The organism is Streptomyces sp. NPDC091377, from assembly GCF_044757045.1.
GTDB lineage: Bacteria > Actinomycetota > Actinomycetes > Streptomycetales > Streptomycetaceae > Streptomyces.
In genome coordinates, this window is record NZ_JBIVUE010000015.1 from 120,007 (window position 1) to 141,149 (window position 21,143).

Below are 21,143 nucleotides of genomic sequence, written 5' to 3' on the forward strand. Positions count from 1 at the left end.
CGGGGGTGCGGACCCCGCAGGGCGTACGAGAAGCTCCCGCGCCGACACCGGAGTTCCACCGCCCGCCGATTTGTACGATCATCCCCATGTCGACTCCCGCGCAGCCCTCACCGCCGTCCGCCCTCCATGCCTTCGCCACCTGGGAGCCCCTGCTACGGGTCCTGTGGGACGCGAACGCGGAGAAGTTCGCGGCGCCGGGCGGCCAGGTGGCCGGGCGGATCGGGCAGGGCGGGTGGAGCGTGCCGGTCCGGTCGCCTCGGCCCACGGGAGGACGGGCCGCCCAGGTCGAGGACGCCCAGGAGGAGTACGACGCCATCCAGCGGGTGCGCACCGCGCTCGCGGAGGCGGGGCTGGACGACATCACCTTTACCACCCGGATCCGGCCCGACGGCCGGGCCGTGCTGAAGCTGCTGGCCCGCAGCCCGGCCGTCGAGTCGGGCTCGGGCGGGGCCGCCCCGGGCGGGCTGCTGCTGGTCGAGGGCGCGCTGCCGGAACCGTGGCGGCGGGCGCCGGAACCGGGGACGGGTCTGGGCCCGGCGCCGACGGCGGACCCGGCCGCGCTGGAACGCGTCCTGCGGGAGCGGCTCCCGGACGCGAAGGGCGCCACGGAGGCGGAGCTGGCGGAGGCGCGGGAGCGCCTCGGGGTGCCCCTGCCCGAGGAGTTGAAGGCCCTGTACCGGGTCACCCGGGCCCGTTGGGAGGACCACGACGACGACTTCGAGTCCATGGACCGGGAGGCGGAGGCGGTCGGCTGCGAACTGTTCCCGCCGAGCGAGATGTACGTCGCCGTCCCCTCGACCCGGATGACTCTGTGGGCGCACGCGGCGGCCGAGGCCGTGATCACCCGGCCCGACGACGCGGTGCAGGGCCTCGTGGGCTCGCCGGGCTGGCTGGTCTTCGGCGACAACGGCGGCGGCGACCGGCTCGCGGTCGATCTCACCCCGGGCCCCGCCGGACATCTGGGCCAGGTCGTCCGGATCAGCCATGAGACCAGCATCGGCGCCGACCTGATCGCGGACTCGCTGACCGACCTGGTCCACGAGCGCCTCGCCGACCGCTCGTCACGCCGCCGGGGCCCGGACGCCGAGCGTCCGGTGGTGGCCCACGTCAACACGAGCGGCGTGCCGGGGGTGGCCGCCGCCGCCCACCCCGCGTTGGAGGTGCTGTCCCTCGGCGTCTGGGAGGACGGGCCGATGAGCCTCGCCCCGGTGCTGGACCTCCCCCGGCTGCGCACCCTGTCCGCCTACCCGGGCACGCTGGCCGACCCGGTGGAGATCGGCAGGCTGAAGCACCTGGAGTTCCTGCGGCTGAGCCCGCAGGACTGGCGGACGCTGCTCGCGGCGGGCGCCGTACCGAAGACCCTGTCGGCCGCCTCCCTCCACGCGTACGGCGACGAGGACCCGCTGCCGCTGGTCGAACTGGCCAACGAGATCCTGGGCCTCTGGGGGCGCCCGCCGATCGTCCGGACCCGGCTGGAGGGGGACGTCACCGGGTTGACCGTCCGGGGGTGACGGGCAGCGGGTGGGGTGTCACGGGTTGACCCATGACGCCGGGTCCGCGGCCAGGTCCCGTACCGGCTCCGGCAGGCTCGACGCCGCGATGTCGGCGACCGTGACCCCCTCCAGGATCTTCCGGACATTGGCCCGCAGCGCGATCCACAGCGGCAGCAGGGGTTCGGCGGACCCGGTGTAGGTGAGCGTGGTCGGGCGCTCCCCCCGTACCGACACGATGGGACCGTCCACCGTACGGATCACATCGGCCACGGTGATGTCGGTCGCGGCGCGCGCGAGCCGGTAACCGCCGCCCCCGCCACGCCTGCTGTCCACGATGCCGCCGCGCCGCAGATCGCCGAGGATGCCCTCCAGGAACTTGTGCGGGATGTCCTGCGCGGCGGCGATCGACTCCGCCTTCACCGGGTCGCCGCCCGTCCGTACGGCGAGTTCCAGTACCGCCCGTACCGCGTAGTCCGCCCGTGCCGAGATCCTCATGCGCCCATTGTGGGGTGCGGACCGTACCGGCCCGGGACTGGCCGGAAACAGTCGTCCCCGCGCGTCACCTTCTTGGGCAGGCTGGTGGACGGCGCCCCGCCACGGGGGCCACGGGCGGTGTTCACGAGGTTGTCGCGGAGGGAGGGGATCGGCCGTGCGAAGACGGACGTTCATCACGGGGGTCGCGGGGGCGGGGCTCGCCGCGTCGGGGCTGCGGTCCGCGAGCGCGGAACCCTGGGCGGGGTCGGACGCGGGCCCGGGGGTCGGCCCGGACGCGGGCCCGGGAGCGGGCTCGGGAGCGGGCTCGGGAGCGGGCTCGGGAGCGGGCGGGGTCGCCGGTCCCGACCGCGCCACCGGCGCCCCGCGCACCTGGCAGGCCGTCACCGCCCCGACCGGCACCCCGGCCGCGCACCTCGTGGACGTGGCCGCCGCGAGCGCCTCGCTCGCCTGGGCCGTCGGCGAGGAGGGGCGCAACGGCAGCACCCGGGGGGTGCCGCTGGCCCTGGTGTGGGACGGGAGTTCCTGGACCCGCACCGGCCTCGGGCACCTCGCCCTGACCGGCCACCTCCGGTCCGTCGCCGGTACGTCCGCCACCACCGCCCGCGCCGTCGCGAGCGACACCTCCGGCGGCTCGCACCTGCTGGGCTGGGACGGCACCACCTGGCAGCAACTGGCCTTCCCCGGTAAGGGACAGCCGGGCGTCTCCCTGACCGCCGTCGCCGTGGGCCCGGCCGGTGACCTGTGGGTGTCCGGCCGGGGCCCCGGCGGGTCCGTGCTGCTGCACGGCGACTCCGGCGGGGGCGGGGGCGGGCTGAGCTGGACCGACCCGCCGCCGGGCGCCACCACCGCGACCCCGACCGGGCTGCGGATCGGGCCGGACGGCCAGGTGTGGGTGTTCTGCGACCAGTTCGTGGGCCGGTGGAACGGCACGGCGTGGACCGAACTGCCCACGCCGCCCGGGATCCGGGCCGCCGTCACCGACCTCCTCCCGGTCGGCCACCACGACATCTGGCTCACCGGATTCTCGTACGGGGTCGGCGGCCCGCCCGGCAAACCGCCCGGTGTCACCCTGCTGCACGGGGACGGCGCCTCCTGGCAGTACGTCGCCGCGCCCTTCACCGTCGGCATGCTCACCGCGATCACGGACGACGGACAGGGCGGCCCCGACCGGATCGCCGGCTGGGACTTCTGGGACCAGACCCGGGCCCACCACCTGCGCTGGAACGGCACCGGCTGGGTGAGCGAACGCGGCCCGGTCGCCTCGACCCCGGTCCTGATGAACTCCCTGGTGACCGTGCCCGGAACGGCCTCCGACTACTGGGCGGTGGGCACGACGTCGATGTATCCGTCGCCGCCCGCCCAGCTGAGGATCGAGCGCTGAGCGGCGGCCCCGGCCCCTTCCCGGTTGCCGCGGGGTACGCGCCTTGCGCAGGCTGAGGGGCATGAGCACCGCGAGGAAGGACGTGCTGGACGCCGTAGGGCCCCGGCTGCGGGAACTGCGGCGGCGGCGCGGGATGACACTGGCCGGGCTGGCCGGGCGGACCGGGATCAGCGAGAGCACCCTGTCACGGCTGGAGGGAGGGACCCGCAGACTGACGCTGGAACTGCTGCTGGCGCTCGCCGAGCTGTACCGGGTGCCGCTGGACGACCTGGTCGGGGCGCCCCGCACCGGCGACCCCCGGATCCATCTGAGACCGGCCACCCGGCACGGTATGACCCATGTGCCGCTCAGCCGGCCCGGCGGGATCGCCGCGCACAAGCTGCTGATCCCGCCGCGGCCCGACGCCGCCGAAGCCGGGACCGAGCGGACGACGCACGAGGGGTTCGAGCGGGTCCACGTCCTGTCCGGACGGCTGCGGCTGCTGCTCGGCGACCGGGATCTGGTGCTGACGGCGGGCGAGGCGGCCGAGTTCGACACCCGGGTGCCGCACTGGCTGGGCTCGGCCGACGACCGGACGGTGGAGGTCCTGGTGCTGTTCGGCCGGCAGGGCGAGCGGGCGCACCTGCGGGCCCGCGCCGACCGGACGTGAAGCCGACCCGACGTGAAGCCGACCGGACGTGAAGGAGTCATGAAGGGGCCCTGGGCGGGGCAGGGATCGGACATGATCGTTCCGGATTGAACCAAGGGGCCCGGTCCCGGCGGAGCGCATGACGCGCACCGCCGCCGCCGCTACGCTCGAAACCGCCCGTCGGGCAGTGAAGGAGGAGGGGACACGATGGACGGCGCGCGCAGAGAGCCGGCGTGGATCACCACCATGCTGCGACGTTCGCGACGCGGCACCGCCATGCGGTCCCTCACCGCCGACCTGGACGCCGCGCTCACCGCCCGGGGACGGCAGATCGGCGATGTGCGCGACCTGTGCCGGGCGTTGTGCGAGGGGATGACCGCGCTGCGCGACGGACGCCCCGTCGAGCTGCGCTTCGAACGCTTCCCGGACGAGATCGAAGTGACCGGCCTGTGGGTGGAGTTCGAGGACTTCGACCTGGTCATCGTGGAGGAACGGGCCGAGGAGTGCCAGCAACTCGTCATCCTCGGACACGAACTGTGGCATCTGCACGCCGGGCACGGACATGCGCACGGGCACGGACATGCGCACGGACACGGGTCGGCTCCCGGGCTCGGGTCCGCTCCCGGGCTCGGGTCCGCTCCCGGACACGGGTCGGCTCCTGGGCGCCGGCCCGGGGCGGGCGACCGCGCGGACGGGGGGTGCCGCTGGCGGGATCTCGCGCTGGCCTCCGGCCTCTCCGGCTCCCTGGAGCACGGCGGCACCCCCGTCGCCGCCCGGGACGGCTCCCGCCGCGAGGACGAGGCCGAGGCCGACGACTTCGGGCACCGGCTCGCCGCCGCCTTCCGCCCGCTGCTGTCCGCGCCCGCCCAGGACACCCCGCTGGATCCGCTCCAGCGGTCGCTGAACTACCGCGGTCGCAGAGGAACCCGCCCGTGACCCCCGAGCCCCGGACCGCCCTGCTCGGCCTGGACGACCCCGGGGAACTCCTGAGCCGGTTCTACATCCCGCTGTGGATCCCGGCGGCGGTGCTGACGGTCGCGCTGGCCATCAAGCTGCCCACCATCGTCCGGCTGTGGCGCGACCCGCTGCTGCGCTCGGTCGGCGGACTGCTGGCGCTGGCCTGCTGCGTCTTCGTCTTCGCGGCGCCCTCCACCATCGCGTGGGTCAACCGGACCACCGGCGTCCCCAACATCGCCGCCCCCTGGTGCTATTCGCTGCTCATGGCGTTCAGCGCCTCCTGTCTGCTGCTGATCATCGCGTGGCGCAACGGGCTGTCCGAACGGACCGCCGAGACCCGCCGGGCCATGCGCTGGGTCATCAGCGGCTACTCCGCGGTGATCGGCGCGCTGTGGCTGCTCTTCCTCCTCGCCGACGTGCCCGAGGAACGGCTGCGCGACCTCGACACCCACTACGCGACCACCCCCTTCATGCGCGAGGTGATCCTGCTCTACCTCATCGCGCACTGCGGGGCCGTGGTCATCACCAGCAAGCTGATCTGGGAGTGGGTGCGCACCGACGGACTGGACGCCTGGCTGCGCTGGGGACTGAAGTGCCTGGGCCTCGGCTATCTGCTGAACCTCGGCTACGACGGTGCCAAACTGACCGCCGTGGCGTCCCGCTGGACCGGCCACGACCTCGACTGGCTCAGCACCGACCTGGCACCGCCGGTGGCGAGTCTGTCCGCCATCCTCATAGCGGTCGGCTTCATCCTGCCGCACGCCGGCCAGTACCTCCACGACCGCTGGCGGATCCGGCTCGCCCACCGCGAACTGCGCCCGCTGTACGCCCTGATGCGCACCGTCAACGGCTCCGGCGTCCCGCGCCTGGTGCGCGCCACGCCCGAACTGCGGCTGATCCGCCGGGAGACCTTCATCCGCGACGCGCTGCTCCCCCTCACCGGCCGGCTCGACGAGGAGAGCCGCCGCCGCTGGTACGACGCCGCGCTCGCCCTGGGCCATGAACCGGCCCACGCCAAGGCGATCGCCGCCGCCCTCGCCGTACAGGCCGCCGTCGCGGCCCGCGGCCGGCCCGAACGGGCCACCGGGGACGGGCCCCCGGACACTACCGACCTGCTCCACGGGATCGGCGCCGTCTCCCGCGCCCTGCGCCGTCCCGAAGTCCTGGCCGCCGTCCGGGCGCGGGCCACGGCCACGGTCGGTGCCACCGACCGTCCGGCCCCGAACGAAGAGCGTGCCCGCACATGAGTGAGAGACCCGGAGCCGTCGTCCTCGGCGGCTCCCTGGCCGGGCTGCTCGCGGCCCGGGTCCTGGCCGGCCGCGCCGGCCGTGTCACCGTCGTCGAACGGGACACCCTGCCCGACGGGCCACGGCCGCGGCGTGGTGTGCCGCAGGCCCGGCACGTCCACCAGCTGTGGTCCGGCGGCGCCCGCGCCCTGGAAGCGCTGCTGCCCGGGCTCACCGCCCGGCTGCTGGCGGGCGGCGCGCACCGGCTGCCGGTCACCACGGACATGGTCGCGCTGTCGCCGCACGGCTGGTTCCGACGCTGGGACGAGTCCCAGTTCATGCTGCTGTGCACCCGGGACCTGCTGGACGCCACCGTGCGCGAGCTGGTCCTCGCCGACCGGCGGATCGAGGTGGCCGGACGGACCGAGGTGCTCGGGCTCACCGGCACCCGCACCGCCGTGACGGGCGTACGGCTGCGCCCGCTCGACGGGTCCGGCGCGTACACCCTCGCCGCGCCCTTGGTGGTGGACGCCACCGGGCTCGCCTCCCGGGCCCCGCACTGGCTCACCGCGCTCGGGCTGCCCGCGCCGGCCGTGCGGGAGGTCGACGCCGGATTCGCGTACGCGACCCGGCTCCACCGCGCGCCGGAGGGGGCACAGGAACGTTTCCCCGTCGTCAATGTGCAGCCCGTCCCCTCCACCGGGCGGCCCGGGCGCGGCGGGGTGCTGATGCCCGTGGAGAACGGCCACTGGCTCGTCACCCTCTACGGCACCCGGGGCGGCGAACCCACCACCGACCCCGGCGACTTCATGCGCTACGCGCGCGAGGAACTGCGCCATCCGGTCATCGCGGAACTGCTGGAGCACGCCGAGCCGCTCACCGACATCGCGTACTCGCGCTCCACCGTGAACCGGCGGCACTTCTACGAGCGGCTGCCGGTGTGGCCCGAGAACTTCGTGGTCCTCGGGGACGCGGTCGCCGCCTTCAACCCCGTGTACGGGCAGGGCATGTCGGTGGCGGCGCGCGGTGCCACCGCCCTGGGCGGGGCGGTGCGCGAGCACGGCTGGGGCCGTCCCGGACTGGCCCGCCGGGCCCAGCGGGCCATCGCCCGCCCGGTCGCCGCCGCCTGGGCTCTCGCGATCGGCCAGGACGTGTTCTACCCGGGCGCCACGGAGGCGGGCCCCGGCCGCCGTGACCGGCTGCTGGCCGCGTACGTGGGCCGTCTGATGTACACCGCGACCGGCAACGGCCGGGTGGCCCGCCGGGTGACCGACGTGATGTCCCTGGAACGCCGCGCCGAATCCCTCCTCGCCCCGGACATCCTCCTCGCGGCAGCCATGGGCCCCCTCCGCCCCCCACTGGGCATGCCCCCGCTGACCACCGAAGAACGAAAGGCGGCGGGCCTGCTGTAACCCCCCGGGCACCCCACCGACCACCCACCGTGCACGTGGACGACCTCACGCGCCGGGCGAGAACCCCTCGGACGGGGCGGGCCGGTCGTGGGGCCCGGCGGTCCGTGGCCAGGGCCCGCCGACCGCCCCCACGGCGTCAGGCGCGTGCTCCCGACGCGCTGGGCGAGACCCTCGCACGGGGCGGGCCCGGTGCCACGCCCGTACAGGCGTGGCCTCACGCGCCGGGCGAGAACCGTCGGGCAGGGCCCGGCCGGTCATGGGGCCTCTCCCCGGCGGTCCGCGGCCCGGGGCGATCCGGTCCCCGGCGGTCCGCGGCCCGGGGCCATCCGGCGCCATTGCCGTCGCCGACCGGCTCCCCGGCGTCAAGCGCGTTCGCCCGACGTGCCGGGTGGACGGGGGTGGTCTCGGGGCTGTGGGGGAGGGGTTAGCCCGCTTCTCCCAGGCGGCCCCGTAGGCGTTGGGCCCGTAGGACCAGTTCCAGTTCGAAGCGGCGGTCGGAGTCGTCTATCTCGTCGCCCCACAGCTCACGGATCTGGCGGAGCCGGTAGCGGACGGTCTGCGGGTGGACGCCGAGGCGGGTCGCGACCTCGGGGGCGCCGCCCCGGGTCTCCAGCCAGGCCAGCAGGGTCTCCGCGAGGCGGCGGCCGTGGGTGGGGCCGCAGTGGGCGAGCGGGGCGAGACAGCGCAGGGCGAGGTCGTCCAGCAGTTCCTCGGGCTGGAGCAGGACCAGGGCCTCGGTGTGCTCGGTGCAGAACAGCACCTCTCCGGCCGGCAGCAGCCCGCGCTCCATGAGCCGTACGGCCGCCTCCGCCCAGCGCAGCGACTTCGCGGCGTCGGCCAGCGCCACCGGCGGCCCGATCGCGCCCGCCCAGCCGGCCAGCGCGCGGTGCAGCAGTTCGGGACGGCCTGCGGCGGTCGGCTCGGGGACGACCATGCGCGGCTGCTCGTACTCCATGTCCAGCAGCACCGCCTGCGGGACGGCGGGCGCGACGGCCTCGCGTGCGGGGCGCAGCAGCACCCCGACGGCCACCTTCTCCGGCAGCGACCAGCCGATCCGGGCCGCTCGCTCGGTGAGCCCCTCGGTCGGGTCGCCCAGGTGCCGCTCGGCCAGCAGCAGTTCCATGAGCCGCCGCTGGAGTCGCAGCCGCTCCCCCGCCTCCCGGGCGGCGGCCTCGGCGTAGCCCCGTACGGATTGGTCGACCAGCCCGTCCAGATACTCGTAGCCCGCGTCGACGAGTTCGTACATCGCGGGCGGCGGGATCTCCACGCGCTGGCCGATGTCGGCGAAGCGGCGCCAGGCGAGCCGTACCCCCATCCGGTAGATGGCCTGGAGCGAGTCCAGGCTGCGCCCGCCGTAGCCCTCGCCCCGGCCGAAGTCGTGGAAGACCCCGGGCGGCACGGTGGGGCGGCCCTCGGACCGCTCCAGGTGCTGGACGAAGACCTCGATGGCCCGGCGGATCCCGACCAGCGCCATCGGCTCGCCGTTCTCGTCCAGCACGACGGGCAGGTGCGGGTACTCGCGGCGGATCTCCCGCATGATGTCCTCGGCGAGACCGGGGGCCTCGGCGAGGGCGATCGACGCGAAGCGGCGCACCTGGAAGCGCGGGACGTCGTGCCAGGCGGAGCGAGGGGGAACGGTGGCGGCGGCCGGGTGCGGCGTCACGGCTCAGCTCCCCTGACCGGCCTGCTCGTAGGTGATGAGCGGGGTGTTGGGTTGGTCGGGCGTGGCTTCGAGCAGCGCGACGACGCCGAGGGCGGCGCCCACGGCGAGTGCGGCGGCGGCCACGACGGTCACTGCGGCTGCGGTCAGTCTGGACATCGCAGGGTCAGCCTCTCTGGTCTTCTGAGGTCGTCCCACCCCTGCCTTGTCGGAGCCAGTGTTGATGGGTGTGAACGTGCCGTCAAGGGGCGGCACCACGCAACGCTCATGAAATGACGTGACGTCAGCTCCCCGGGACCCCGAAATTGTCATCTCGGTGAGTAGCCGTACGGAACGTGTAAGCGAAAACTGTCCACTCCCACCCCGGCCCACCCCCAGCCCGGCTCGACCACCGTCCCCGCCCGGCTCGACCACCGTCCCAGCACCGCCCTCGCACAGACTCCCCATCGATTTCCGCACCCCGAGACGAGTTGGAGCACCGATGCCCCAGCACGTGCCGTCCCCGCTGCGGGCCGCGCCGCCCCGGCCGCAGCACCCCCCGGCGCCGCTCCCGGTGCCGCGCCGTATCACCTTCCTCGCCCATCGTGACCTCGACAACCCGGCCGCCGGCGGCTCCGAGCTGCTGGTCGACCGGCTGGCCGAAGGACTGACCCGGCTCGGCCACCAGGTCACCCTGGTCTGCGGCGGCCCGGCCGCCTACCGCGACTACCGCGTGGTGTCGGCGGGCGGCGCCTACGGCCACTATCTGCGCGCCCGGTCCGTCTTCGCCCGCCAGGTCGGCGAGACCGACCTGCTGGTGGAGGTCTGCAACGGCATGCCCTACCTGGCCCCGCTGTGGCATCGCGGGCCGACGCTGTGCCTGGTCAACCATGTGCACAGCGAGCTGTGGGGCATGCGCTTCGGCGGCCCCCTCGCCCCCGCCGCCCGGCTCGGGCGGCGCCTGGAGCACTGGGCGCTGGCGGGAGGCCGCCACCAGAACCTGCTGGTCGCCGTCTCCCCGTCCACCGCGCAGGCGCTGCACGGGCTCGGCGTGGAGCGGGACCGGATCCGGGTCGTGCACAACGGCGTCGAGGAACCCGCGCCGCTCACCGGACGCTCCCCCGAGCCGATGTTCCTGGCCGTCGGGCGACTGGTCGAGTACAAGCGGATCGATCTGCTGCTGCGGCTGTGGGAACGGGTGCGTCCGGTGACCGGCGGCAAGCTGGTGATCGTCGGCGAGGGGCCCGAGCGGGACCGGCTGGAACGCATGGCCGGACCCGGCGTCGTCTTCACCGGGCATGTCTCCGAGGCCGAGAAGCACCGGCTGCTGTGCGCGGCCTGGCTGCTGCTGCATCCCTCCGCCGTGGAGGGGTGGGGGCTGGTGGTCACCGAGGCCGCGGCCCGCGAGACCCCGACCGTCGCCTTCGACGTACCCGGGCTGCGGGACTCCGTGCGGGACGGCGAGACCGGGGTGCTGGCCCGCGGGGAGTCGTCGTTCGCGGCGGCCTGGTGCGCGCTGGCGCTGGCACGGGAGCGGCGGGAAGTGATGGGGGCCGCGGCGGGGGCACTGGCCGCGCGGTACCGGTGGGAGCGGACGGTCCGTGAGTTTCGGGGGGTTGCCACCGAGGCGGTTCAGCAAGGGGATCGGGGTCATGCGTCCGGAAGATGAAGCCGTCGTCGGTGGGGCGCGGCGCCGTCGCGGTTCCGCGCGCCCACGCGGCGCGACCGCGGACGGCACCGCGCCGCGCCCCCGGACGGGCCCACCGTCCCCCCGGCGTCCGAAAGACCCGTCTCTGCGGCGGTCCGTCGCGCTGTTCCGCGCGTTCATGGGGGAGCAGAGCGACCCCGAGAGCTGCTACGCGCTGCTTGCCCGTGACGCGGTCGACCAGGTCGAGCGGTACGTCGGGGAGCTGGCGGGGCGGGTCGTCGTCGATGTCGGCGGGGGCAGCGGGTACTTCACCGAGGAGTTCCGGCGGCGGGGCGCGGAGGCGTTCCTGTTCGAGCCGGACCCGGCCGAGCTGGGCGACCGGCCGCCGGACGGGGCCGTGGTCGCGGACGGGTATCTGCTGCCGCTGGCCGACGGGGTCGCGGACGTCACCTTCACCTCCAATGTGCTGGAGCATGTCGCCGACCCCCAGACCTTCCTCAGCGAGCTGGCCCGGGTCACCCGGCCCGGCGGGCTGATCTACGTGTCGTTCACCAACTGGCTGTCCCCGTGGGGCGGCCACGAGTGGGCGCCCTGGCACTACTTCGGTGCCGAGCGGGCCCGTGCCCGCTACCGGCGGCGGGCCGGGAAGCCCGCCAAACACACCCTCGGCGAGAACCTGTTCGCCGTGCACATCGGTCCCACCCTCCGGCAGGTGCGCGCCCGTGACGACGTGACGGTGGTCGCGGCGCGCTCCCGCTACTGGCCCTTCCTCACGGAGTGGATCGTCAGGATCCCGGTGCTCCGTGAGTTCGCCACCTGGAATCTCCTCCTCATCCTCCGGCGGTGTCCCACATGACGACCACGGTCCAAGCCCCTCCTCCGGCAGCCGTTCCCACCACAGCGACGAGCGCGGGCCCCCCGGAGGGCCCGCGCTCGCGGCGCTGGCTGCTGGGTTTCTGGGCCGTGGCACTGGTGCTGTTCCTCGCTGTCCGGCCCGGACGGCAGACCTTCGACACCAAGCTCGGTGTCACGGTGGACCCGGGCAAGTTCCTCGGCGACCTCGGGCAGTTGTGGCACGACCGCAGCGGGTTCGGCGGCATCCAGGACCAGTACGTCGGCTATCTCTGGCCGATGCTGCCGTTCCACTGGCTGGCCCGGCTCGTGGAACTGCCCGTGTGGCTGGCCGAACGGCTGTGGCTGTCGCTCGTCGTGACCGCCGCCTTCTGGGGTGCGCTGCGGCTCGCCGAGCGGCTCGGCGTCGGCAACCCGACCACCCGGCTGCTCGGGGCCATGGTGTACGCGCTGTGGCCGGTGTTCACCGTCGTCGTCGGTTCGACGTCGGCCGCCGCGCTGCCCGGCGCGTTCCTGCCGTGGGTGCTGCTGCCGCTGGCCGACGAACGGTACAGCGCCCGGGTGGCCGCGCTGCGGTCCGTGCTGTTCGTGCCGTTCATGGGCGGGGTGAACGCGGCCTCCACCCTGGCGTCGCTGCTGCCCGTAGGACTGTTCCTGCTGTCCCGGCCACCGGGGCCGCGGCAGCGCAAGCTGATCGCCTGGTGGCTGCCCGGCATGATCGTGGCGACCGCCTGGTGGTGGATCCCGCTGCTGCTGCTCGGCATGTACGGCGAGAACTTCCTCCCGTACATCGAGAACGCCCGGACCACGACCGACACCATGGCGGCCACGGAGGCGCTGCGCGGCGCCGGGAACTGGGTGGCGTATCTGCACCTCGGTGAGGCGTGGCTGCCCGCCGGCTGGGCGGTGGCCGCGTCCGTGCTGGTGATCGTCTGTTCGGCGCTGGCGGCCGGGCTCGGACTTGCCGGGCTGGCCCGGCGGGACATGCCGGAGCGACGCTGGCTGGTGCTGACCGTGCTGGTGTGCGCGCTGGTGCTGCTCGCCGGGTACGGCGGTTCGTTCGGCGCCCCCTTCCACGAGAGCGTGCAGGGCTGGCTGGACGGCTGGCTGGCTCCGTTCCGCAACATCTACAAGTTCCAGACGGGGCTCGCGCTGGCGCTGGTGCTGGGGCTCGTCCATCTGGTGGCGGTGGCGGCGGAGCCGCGCGGGGCCCGTGCGGTGCGCGGCCGTTCGTTCGTACCGCTGGTCGCGGCGGTGCTGGTGCTGCCGGGGCTGGTGTGGCCGTATCTCAACGGGTCGATCCTGAACCCGGGCTCGTTCCAGGAGATCCCCAAGTACTGGCAGGCCACGGCCGACTATCTGGAGGAGTACTCGCCGGACTCGCGCGCCCTGGTCGTCCCGGCGACCGCGCACGGCGTCTACACCTGGGGCTCGCCCATCGACCAGCCGCTCGACGTGGTCGCCGATTCACGCTGGGGGCAGCGGGACTATGTGCCGTTCGGGCAGGCGGGCAACCGGCGGGCCATGGACGCGGTGGAGAGCGCGCTGCGCACGGGCGTGGAGGTGCCGGGTCTCGCGGACTATCTGAGCCGCGCCGGGGTCTTCTACGTCGTCGTCCGCAACGACCTCGACCCCGACCAGGTCGGCTACACCCCCACCCACACCGTCAAGCGGACCCTTGAGGAGTCCGGGTACGAGCGGGTGAAGGGGCTCGGGCCGCTGATGACCGGTGGCGTGATCGCCGAGGGCACCCCGCTGGCGGTGGAGGGCCTGTACCCGCGTCAGCGGGCGGTGGAGATCTACCGGCCCGCCGACCAGAGCGTGCCCCGGCCGGGGCAGGCGGGGCTGATGCCGGCCGCCGACACGGCGACGGTGTCCGGCGGGCCCGAGGCGCTGCTGCCGGTGGCGTCCGAGCTGCGCGGCCGGGCCGGGGTGCTGACCGGTGACGCCCACCCCGGGGTCGGGTCGCCGTCGTTGCAGGTCACCGGTGACGGGTTGCGGCGGGCCGACACCCGGTTCGGGCTGGTGGGCGCCAACACCTCGTACACGTACACGCGGGACGAGCGCAACGCGCCGGACGCCTATCAGGACGCGGGCGAGGAGCCGAAGCAGATCCTGCCGATGCGGGGCATCGACCATCAGACGGTGGCCCGGCTGCGCGGGGCGAAGTCGGTGAGCGCGTCGTCGTACGGCAGCTGGTTCTTCCATCTGCCGCAGTTCGACCCGGTCAACGCCTTCGACCGGAACCCGGACACCGCGTGGACCGAGGGTTCGGCGGACTCGGCGGACGGTGAGTGGCTGCGGATCGGGTTCACCGACTCCTACGACATGCCGAAGTCGTTCCGGGTGACGCCGCTGCCGCAGGAGAGTGTGCGCTCGGCGCCGACCCGGGTGCGGGTGGAGACCGAGCGCGGCTCGGCGACCAGTTTCCTGCGGCCCAACGGGGCCACCCAGTCCGTCAAGGCGCCCGCGGGCGAGACGCGTTGGATGCGGCTGACGATCGTCGACTCGGTGGAGCGGCGGCCGGGGCTGCTCGGGGCGGGCTTCTCCGAGATCGATCTGCCGGACGTGACGGTGACGCGGATGCTGGCGCTGCCGAAGGACGCCGGGAAGAGCGGGGCGCCCAACGAACTCGTCTCCCTGCACCGCTCCGCCGACCCGGCCGGGATGTCCCCGACCGGCTCGGAGGGGGGCCTGAACCGGGTCTTCTCGACCGGCTCGGCCGACACGTACGAGATCAAGGCCGGCGCGGTCGCGGTGCCCGGTGAGCAACTCGACCGGCTGCTCTACGAGATCGCGCCCGACCAGGCCGACCGGATCACCGCCACCGCCGACTCCACCGCCCGGCTCGGCGTCGGTCTGTCCGCCCGCAATCTGACGGACGGCGACCTGACCACCGCGTGGATCGCCGGGGACAGCTCGACGATCCGGCTGAGCTGGAAGGGCAAGCAGGAGATCGATGAACTGGTGCTGCCCGGGGCGGGCGGTCTGACCACCCGGCCCACCGAGGTCAGCATCAGCTCCCCCGACGGCGCGGCGGTCGCGTCCGTGGACGAGAACGGCTGGGTGCGTTTCCCGGCGATCACCACGGACCGGCTGGACATCACCATCACCGCGACCGCGCCCGTCACCCTGCACAACCCGCTGGTGGACGAGGATCTGCAACTGCCGGTCGGGCTGACCGAGGCGTACGTCCCGGCGCTGGACGCGTACCGCACCCCGCAGCCCAAGGCCGACCGCGCCTTCGAGCTGCCGTGCGGCAAGGGGCCCGTGGTCGCGGTCGACGGCCAGCTGTACGAGACCTCCGTCCAGGGCACGGTGGCCGATCTGACCGAGCGGCGGCCCGTCGAGGTGACGCTGTGCGGCCTGGACGACAACCGCGTCGACCTGTCCGCCGGTGAGCACCGGGTGCTGTCCGGCGACTCGGGCGCCCTGGTCCTGACCGACCTCACCTTCACCCGCGGTACGGCCGAGCCGGCCGCCGCCACCGGCCGTCAGATCGAGATCCGCGACTGGCTCGGCGACCGCCGCGAACTGGCCGTCGGCTCCGGCGACGCCTCGTACGTGTCGACGTACGAGAACTTCAACGACGGCTGGAAGGCCACGCTGAACGGCAAGGAGCTGAGTCCGGTCCGGCTCGACGGCTGGCAGCAGGGCTGGCTGGTCCCGGCGGGCGAGGGCGGCACGGTGAAGCTGTCCTACGCGCCGTCCACCACGTACGACGCCGCGCTCATCGGCAGCGGCGCGGGCCTCGCGGCGCTGATCGGACTGGCGCTGTGGCGGCGCCGCGAGCCCAACACCGACGCCCCGCAGCCGGTCCCGCCGCTGCCCGGGCTGTGGCTGGGCACGGTCGCGCTGACGCTGGTCGGCGTGGTCGTCGCGGGCTGGTTCGCCCTGCTGGTCCCGGCGCTGGCCCTGCTCGCCCACCGACGGCACACCCTCCTCGTGCCGATCGCCTTCGGCTCCCTCGCCGCGGCGGGTGTGGTGGCCGCGACGGGCGCGGGCCGGCCGGTGGCCGACGGCGACGGCGCCTTCGGCCCGGTGGCCCAACTCCTCGCCCTGATCGGCCTGTTCGCGGCACTGGTGAGCGTACGGGAGCGGGCCGGCGACGCCCGCCCGGAGGAACCGACGGCGATACTGCCGACGGTGGCACCGGGGGGAGCGGGGGGTCCGGGTGCGGGAGTTCCGGGGGCGGGAGTTCCGGGTGCGGGTACGTGGCCCGGCGCGGGGCCCGGCGCGGGGGCGCGTGTTGGGCCGGGCTCGGGGCCGGGAGCGGGTCCTGGGTCGGGGCCGGGTGCGGGGCCGGGTGCGGGTCCGGGCTCGGGTCCGGGCTCGGGGCCGGGTGCGGGTCCTGGGTCGGGGCCGGGTGCGGGTCCGGGCTCGGGGCCGGGCTCGGGGCCGGGTGCGGGTCCGGGCTCGGGGCCGGGCTCGGGGCCGGGTGCGGGTCCGGGCTCGGGGCCGGGTGCGGGTCCTGGGTCGAGGCCGGGTGCGGGGCCGGGTGGTGGCGTGGGCGCCGATTCGGGTGCCGGCACAGGCACCGGTCCGAAGGCTGACACGGGCGCCGGATCAGGCGCGGCTACGGCTGCCGCCGGGACGGGTGCGCGTGCGGCGGGCGATGGATCGGGTGCGGGTGCTGCCGAGACGGGGGCCGGGGCGGGGGCGTCCGGGGCTGCGGACTCCGGGGGGACTCTGTCCGCACGGGGGCCGGGGCGGCGGCGGGTCGGGGAGTGGGAGGACGATCGGGCATGACGATCCCCTTCCCGGTGGTGGACGAGATCGCCCGCCACTGTGTCCAGGAGGAGGAGCCGGAGACGGTCCACATCGAGGTCCATCTCCCCGGGCCGCTGGACCGGGCCCGGCTGCGCGCGGCGTTCACCGAGGCACTCCGCCGCCACCCGCGCATCCTGATGCGCGAGGCGGCGGGGCCCTGGTACCGGCGCCGCTACGAGTGGGAGCTGACGGCGGACCCGGACGTCGAGGTGGTGTCCTTCCCGGAGCCGGGCGGGGACGCGCTGCGCGCGGCACGGCGGCGGTCCCTGGAGCGGACGCCGCCGCTGTCGGCGTCGCCGCCGATCCGGTCGGAGGTGATCGCCGACCTGGCCGGGGAGGGCCGTACCGCCCTCGTCCTCACCGTCAACCACACCGCGCTCGACGGGCCCGCCTGTCTGCGGATCCTGGCCACGGCCGCGGAGTTGTACGGCGGTGCGGACAACGCGCCCGCCGCGCCGCCGACCCGGCCGCCGCAGGACACCGACCCGCCGGCCGGGACGCCCTCCGGGTGGGCCCGCCCGGCCAGGGTCGCGGCCGGTACGCCCGAGAACGCGCCCGGCAACGGGATGCTCCTCGCCGAACTGCCGCTCCCGCACCGGCCGAAGGGATCGCCGTACACGGTGAACGACCAGCTGATGGTGGCGACGGCGCTGACGCTCACCGAGTGGAACCGGGAGCGCGGCGCCGCCCCGCGCCCGCTGCGCATCACCATGCCGGTGGACGACCGCCCCCGCGACGCGACCATGCCCATCGGCAACGGCACCCGCCTGGTCGAGGTCCCCTTCGCCCCGGCCGAGCTGACCACCGACGACCTGCCGGAGCTGCTGCGCCGTACGGCCGCCCGCACCCGCGCCCTGAAAGCCGTACCCCGTCCGCAGCTCGGACACGGCGCGGCCCTGCTCACCGCCCCGGTCGTACCGGTCGCCTGGCGGGCCGCGCTCACCCGCACCCTGCGCACCGCGGCGGCGCCCTGGACGTCCACGACGCTGCTGAGCAACATCGGGCGGATCCCGTACCCGCTGGACTTCGGCGGTGAGGCGGGCCGCGCGCAGGCGGTGTGGTTCTCGGCGCCCGCGCGGATGCCCCGCGGGCTGACCGTCACCACCGCGTCCACGGCGGGCCGGCTGCATCTGGCCCTGCGCTGGTCGCGCGCCCTGCTCGGGGACGCCGACGGCGAACGCCTCAAGGACCTCTTCGCACAGCACCTCCGGACCACGGAGGCCGGACCATGACCCATCCCACCTCCACCACCTCCACCACCGGCTCCACCACCGCGCCCGCGCGCGGGCTGCGTGACTTCTACGAGAACCCGGCCGTCCCGGTCGCCTCCGGCACCGCCCGCTCCCTGCGCCAGGCCCGGATGCTGGCCGCCGCCCTGGCCGGGACGACGGGCCGCACGGTCCTCGACATCGGCTGCGGCGACGGCACCGCCGCCGCCACCGCCGCCCCGCTGCTGCCCGGCCACCGCATCGTCGGCGTCGACTGGTCCCAGGACGCGCTCGTCCGGGCCCGCGCCCGGCTGCCGTACGTGGTGCGCGGCGAACTCACCGACGGCGGTCTCCCGATCCGCAGCGGCGCCGCCGACGCCGTCCTGTTCAGCGAGGTCGTCGAGCATCTCGTCGACCCGGACGCGGCGCTGGACGAACTGCGGCGGGTGCTGCGCCCCGGCGGCCATCTGATGCTGTCCACCCCGAACCTGGCCGCCTGGTACAACCGGGGGCTGCTGCTCGCCGGGGTGCAGCCGGTGTTCTCCGAGGTGAGCCTGCGCGGCATCCACGGACGGCCCGGCTCGGAGGTGGTGGGGCATCTGCGGCTGTACACCGCCCGCGCGCTGCGGGAGTTCGTCGCCGCGTCCGGCTTCGAGGTGGTCCGTCTCGCGGGGGCGCCCTTCCACGGGGTGCCGCGTCCGCTGCGCCCGCTGGACCGGCTGGCCTGCGCCCGGCCGTCCCTCGCCTCCATCCTGCTGCTGCACGCCCGGCGGACGTAGGGGCCCGGCCATGTGGTGGGGAGTGGCCGCGGCCCTGTTGGCGAACGTGCTGTACAGCACGGGTTTCGTGCTGGAGAAACGGGCGCTGGGGGCGCTGCCCGAGGTCAGTGTCCGACGCCCGGCGCGGCTGCTGCGGCTGGTGCTGGGCAGCCCCCTGTGGATCGCCGGGTCGGTGGCGCTGGCCGCCGGTTTCGGGGCCCAGCTGCTGGTGTACCGGACGCTGCCGATCGCCGCCGCGCAGGGCATCTTCGTCTCCGGTCTGGTGCTGCTGGTGCTGCTGTCCTCCCGGCTGCTGGGCGAGCGCACCAGCGGCCGGGAGCGGTACGCGCTGGCGGCGATCCTGGCGGCGCTGCTGATGGTCGTCCTGTCGCTGGACGAGTCCGCCGACACGGTGGGCCGGGACGCCCCGTATCCGCTGGTGCTGCTGGTGTGCGTCCCGTCGCTCGCGGCCGGGGTGTGGCTGTACCGCTCCGCCGAGCGCGGCGCCGGACACCGCCACCGGCTGCCGACGACCGGCGTCGAGTACGGGGTGGCGGTCGGACTGCTCTACGGCGTCAGCTCGCTCGCCATCAAGGGCGTCTCCGGCTATCTCGACACCGACCTCACGGCGGACGGCGTCGGCGCCGCCGTCACCGGCGTACTGCGCTCCCCGTACCCGTATCTGCTGCTGTTCACCGGCGCGTTCGGCCTGGTGATGTCACAGGCGGCGCTCCAGCGCTGCCGGGCCTCGCTGATCGTGCCCGTGTGCACGACCGTGACCTGCCTGTACACCGTCGTGCTCGGCACGCCGACGTTCGGTGAGGCGCTGCCCGCCGACCCGCTGCGGCTCGGGCTGCGGATCGCCGGGACCTGTCTGGCCGTCACCGTGCTGCTGACTATGCCCAAGCACGACAGCGCGCCCCCTCCCCCCATCGGTGCCAAGGAGTTGACTCCCCCGTGAAACCCGACGACCCGCTGCTGAGGATCCTCGCCTGTCCGCTCGACAAAGGGCCCCTGCATCTGCTGCCCCCGGAGGAGCCGCCCGGACCGGCGGAGTCCCTCTACAACCCGAGGCTGCGCCGCCGCTATCCGATCCTGGACGGCGTCCCTCAACTCCTGCCGTCCTCGGGGGAACAGGTGGCGGAGGAGGAACACGAGCGGCTCCTGAAGCGGATGGCCTCGTGACGGGCGGTGACGCCGGGTCCCCCACCCTGGCCGCGCGGATCGCCGCCCGGCTGCCCGACCGGCTGGTGGCGGCGACGGCCCGGGCCGTCTATCCGCGCTTCGAACCCGAACTGGCCCGGATCGCCGACATGTGCCCGGCGGACTGCGGCACGGCGGTGGACGTCGGCGGCTGGTACGGCCCCTGGACCCTGCGGCTGAGCGCCCGCGCCCGGCGGGTGGTGACGGTGGAGCCCGTACCGAGACTGGCCCGGCTGCTGTCGGACTCGGTCCCGCCCAATGTCCGGGTGGTCCAGGCCGCCGCCTCCGACGGCCCCGGCACGGCCCGGCTCTGGCTGCCCGCCGGGGACCGCGGCGACCGCGGGCTGTCCTCGCTGGTCCGCCGGGACGTCCACGCCCACGCGGTGCGGGTGCCCTGTGTCGCCCTGGACGGTCTGGGGCTGCGGGACGTCGGCTTCGTCAAGATCGATGTCGACGGCGGTGAACTGGCCGTCCTGCGCGGCGCGACCGCCCTGCTCACCCGCGACCACCCCGCCCTGCTGGTGGAACTGGAGTCCCGGATCCAGCCGGTGGGACCGGTCGTGACGTATCTGCGGCTGCTCGGCTACGAGGGCTGGGTGCTGCCCGGCGACCACTGGGTGCCGCTGTCCGGCTTCCCGCTGGAGAGCCACCAGGCGGGCACGGCGCATCTGGCGTCCGAGGGGCTGCTGCGCCGGGTGCTGCCCTTCCGGCACCGGCGGCGGTATGTGAACTCGGTGCTGTTCCTGCCGCACGGCCGCCGACCGGGCGGTCACGGCGTACGCGACGATGGACTGTATGTCCTCGGATACCGCCCCCGCCGCTGACGGCCCCTCCCCCGGCCGTTTCACCCCGCTGGACCTCCAGCTCGTGCTGCTGCGCCGGATGGCCGACCACAATCCGGACCTGGTGGAGGACGCCCGCCGTGCGCTGGGGGTCCCGCTCGCCCGGATGCGGGAGGCCAACAAGCGCTGGCAGGCGATGGCCCGTTCCGCCCGCTCGCGGCCGGCCGCGGCCCGCTACCGCTCGGTGCTGGGCGTCCCGGAGACGACGACCGCCCGCCGGGTCGGCGACCTGGACTGCGAGGCGTGGCAGTGGCCGCTGCCGCTCTGGCCCGACCTGCGCTTCGAGGTGCTGGTCGGCCCGCGGCGGGCGGTCTGGAACGAGTGGCTGGTCCGCGCCCCCGGCGCCCCCGCCCCCGCGCTGCGCACCCTGGCCGACCTCACCCCCTGGTCCTGCACGGTCGACGAGGCGGCCCGCGCCTTCGCCCCGGCCCGCCCCCTGGAGGGCACCGCCCCCACCCGCTGGGGCCTGGCCTTCACGGCGCCGGACGCGGAGGGGGCGCCGCGGGCGGTGGTCGCGGAGTTCACGTGGGGGTTGTTGCAGCGGACGGCGGTGACGGACTGACGGGGCGGGAAACCCGTGTGCGGGCGGGGTCGCGGGCGTGCCACGATGGCCGGGGGAAGTGAGGTCGTC

At 74.9% G+C, this 21,143-nt stretch carries 18 protein-coding genes; 15 read left to right on the top strand and 3 right to left on the bottom strand.

The genetic code is table 11. From position 1 onward, the window contains the following. Positions 1 to 86: 86 nt before the first annotated feature. Entirely contained in the window at positions 87 to 1,511 is a 1,425-nt protein-coding gene (locus ACIQNG_RS28525; RefSeq protein WP_401488967.1) for an SMI1/KNR4 family protein, read from the top strand. A gap of 18 nt (positions 1,512 to 1,529) precedes the next feature. Here ACIQNG_RS28525 and ACIQNG_RS28530 read toward each other — a convergent pair whose 3' ends face one another. After that, complete coding sequence (locus ACIQNG_RS28530; protein WP_401488969.1) at positions 1,530 to 1,988, bottom strand: RrF2 family transcriptional regulator; 459 nt, start codon at positions 1,986 to 1,988, stop codon at positions 1,530 to 1,532. A 154-nt stretch (positions 1,989 to 2,142) separates the two neighbouring features. On the opposite strand from ACIQNG_RS28530, the gene ACIQNG_RS28535 reads away from it, so the two are divergent. The 5 genes from ACIQNG_RS28535 to ACIQNG_RS28555 all read left to right on the top strand — a co-directional run bounded on the left by ACIQNG_RS28535 (position 2,143) and on the right by ACIQNG_RS28555 (position 7,592). Beyond that, positions 2,143 to 3,369 (top strand): hypothetical protein, encoded by a 1,227-nt coding sequence (locus tag ACIQNG_RS28535; protein ID WP_401488971.1) that lies wholly within the window; start codon positions 2,143 to 2,145, stop codon positions 3,367 to 3,369. 61 nt (positions 3,370 to 3,430) lie between these two features. Continuing rightward, positions 3,431 to 4,018, top strand: a complete 588-nt coding sequence (locus ACIQNG_RS28540; protein WP_401488973.1) for a helix-turn-helix domain-containing protein — start codon at positions 3,431 to 3,433, stop codon at positions 4,016 to 4,018. 186 nt (positions 4,019 to 4,204) lie between these two features. Continuing rightward, complete coding sequence (locus ACIQNG_RS28545; protein WP_401488975.1) at positions 4,205 to 4,933, top strand: toxin-antitoxin system, toxin component family protein; 729 nt, start codon at positions 4,205 to 4,207, stop codon at positions 4,931 to 4,933. Continuing rightward, positions 4,930 to 6,201: an MAB_1171c family putative transporter gene (locus tag ACIQNG_RS28550; RefSeq protein WP_401488977.1), complete on the top strand. Its 1,272-nt coding sequence runs from the start codon at positions 4,930 to 4,932 to the stop codon at positions 6,199 to 6,201. The genes ACIQNG_RS28545 and ACIQNG_RS28550 overlap by 4 nt, the downstream gene beginning before the upstream one ends. Next, positions 6,198 to 7,592, top strand: coding sequence for an FAD-dependent oxidoreductase (locus ACIQNG_RS28555; protein ID WP_401488980.1), 1,395 nt, complete (start codon positions 6,198 to 6,200; stop codon positions 7,590 to 7,592). The genes ACIQNG_RS28550 and ACIQNG_RS28555 overlap by 4 nt, the downstream gene beginning before the upstream one ends. 424 nt (positions 7,593 to 8,016) lie before the next feature. Here the strand turns inward: ACIQNG_RS28555 and ACIQNG_RS28560 are convergent, their stop codons facing one another. Beyond that, positions 8,017 to 9,255 carry a helix-turn-helix domain-containing protein gene (locus tag ACIQNG_RS28560; protein ID WP_401488982.1) on the bottom strand — a complete coding sequence of 413 codons (1,239 nt, stop codon included), beginning with the start codon at positions 9,253 to 9,255 and terminating at the stop codon, positions 8,017 to 8,019. A gap of 3 nt (positions 9,256 to 9,258) precedes the next feature. Then, on the bottom strand, positions 9,259 to 9,411 hold the full coding sequence (locus ACIQNG_RS28565) for a hypothetical protein (RefSeq protein ID WP_401488983.1): 153 nt from the start codon (positions 9,409 to 9,411) through the stop codon (positions 9,259 to 9,261). A gap of 322 nt (positions 9,412 to 9,733) precedes the next feature. Between ACIQNG_RS28565 and ACIQNG_RS28570 the strand changes: the two genes are divergently transcribed. From ACIQNG_RS28570 to ACIQNG_RS28610, 9 genes are read left to right on the top strand one after another with little or no spacing between them, the layout of a single operon-like run. Then, positions 9,734 to 10,900, top strand: coding sequence for a glycosyltransferase family 4 protein (locus ACIQNG_RS28570; RefSeq protein WP_401438219.1), 1,167 nt, complete (start codon positions 9,734 to 9,736; stop codon positions 10,898 to 10,900). Then, positions 10,884 to 11,735 (top strand): class I SAM-dependent methyltransferase, encoded by an 852-nt coding sequence (locus tag ACIQNG_RS28575; RefSeq protein ID WP_401488985.1) that lies wholly within the window; start codon positions 10,884 to 10,886, stop codon positions 11,733 to 11,735. Before ACIQNG_RS28570 ends, ACIQNG_RS28575 begins: the two co-directional genes overlap by 17 nt. Continuing rightward, entirely contained in the window at positions 11,732 to 16,480 is a 4,749-nt protein-coding gene (locus tag ACIQNG_RS28580; RefSeq protein WP_401488987.1) for an alpha-(1->3)-arabinofuranosyltransferase family protein, read from the top strand. Before ACIQNG_RS28575 ends, ACIQNG_RS28580 begins: the two co-directional genes overlap by 4 nt. Continuing rightward, on the top strand, positions 16,477 to 17,733 hold the full coding sequence (locus ACIQNG_RS28585; protein ID WP_401488989.1) for a condensation protein: 1,257 nt from the start codon (positions 16,477 to 16,479) through the stop codon (positions 17,731 to 17,733). The genes ACIQNG_RS28580 and ACIQNG_RS28585 overlap by 4 nt, the downstream gene beginning before the upstream one ends. Beyond that, the gene (locus tag ACIQNG_RS28590) at positions 17,730 to 18,488 is read left to right on the top strand and encodes a class I SAM-dependent methyltransferase (protein ID WP_401488990.1); all 759 of its coding nucleotides are present in this window, start codon (positions 17,730 to 17,732) and stop codon (positions 18,486 to 18,488) included. The genes ACIQNG_RS28585 and ACIQNG_RS28590 overlap by 4 nt, the downstream gene beginning before the upstream one ends. A gap of 22 nt (positions 18,489 to 18,510) precedes the next feature. Then, entirely contained in the window at positions 18,511 to 19,428 is a 918-nt protein-coding gene (locus ACIQNG_RS28595) for a hypothetical protein (RefSeq protein ID WP_401488992.1), read from the top strand. After that, entirely contained in the window at positions 19,425 to 19,652 is a 228-nt protein-coding gene (locus ACIQNG_RS28600) for a Trm112 family protein (protein ID WP_401438233.1), read from the top strand. Before ACIQNG_RS28595 ends, ACIQNG_RS28600 begins: the two co-directional genes overlap by 4 nt. Then, positions 19,649 to 20,494: an FkbM family methyltransferase gene (locus ACIQNG_RS28605; protein WP_401488994.1), complete on the top strand. Its 846-nt coding sequence runs from the start codon at positions 19,649 to 19,651 to the stop codon at positions 20,492 to 20,494. The genes ACIQNG_RS28600 and ACIQNG_RS28605 overlap by 4 nt, the downstream gene beginning before the upstream one ends. Beyond that, entirely contained in the window at positions 20,457 to 21,074 is a 618-nt protein-coding gene (locus tag ACIQNG_RS28610; RefSeq protein WP_401488996.1) for a hypothetical protein, read from the top strand. The genes ACIQNG_RS28605 and ACIQNG_RS28610 overlap by 38 nt, the downstream gene beginning before the upstream one ends. The last annotated feature ends 69 nt before the right edge of the window (positions 21,075 to 21,143 follow it).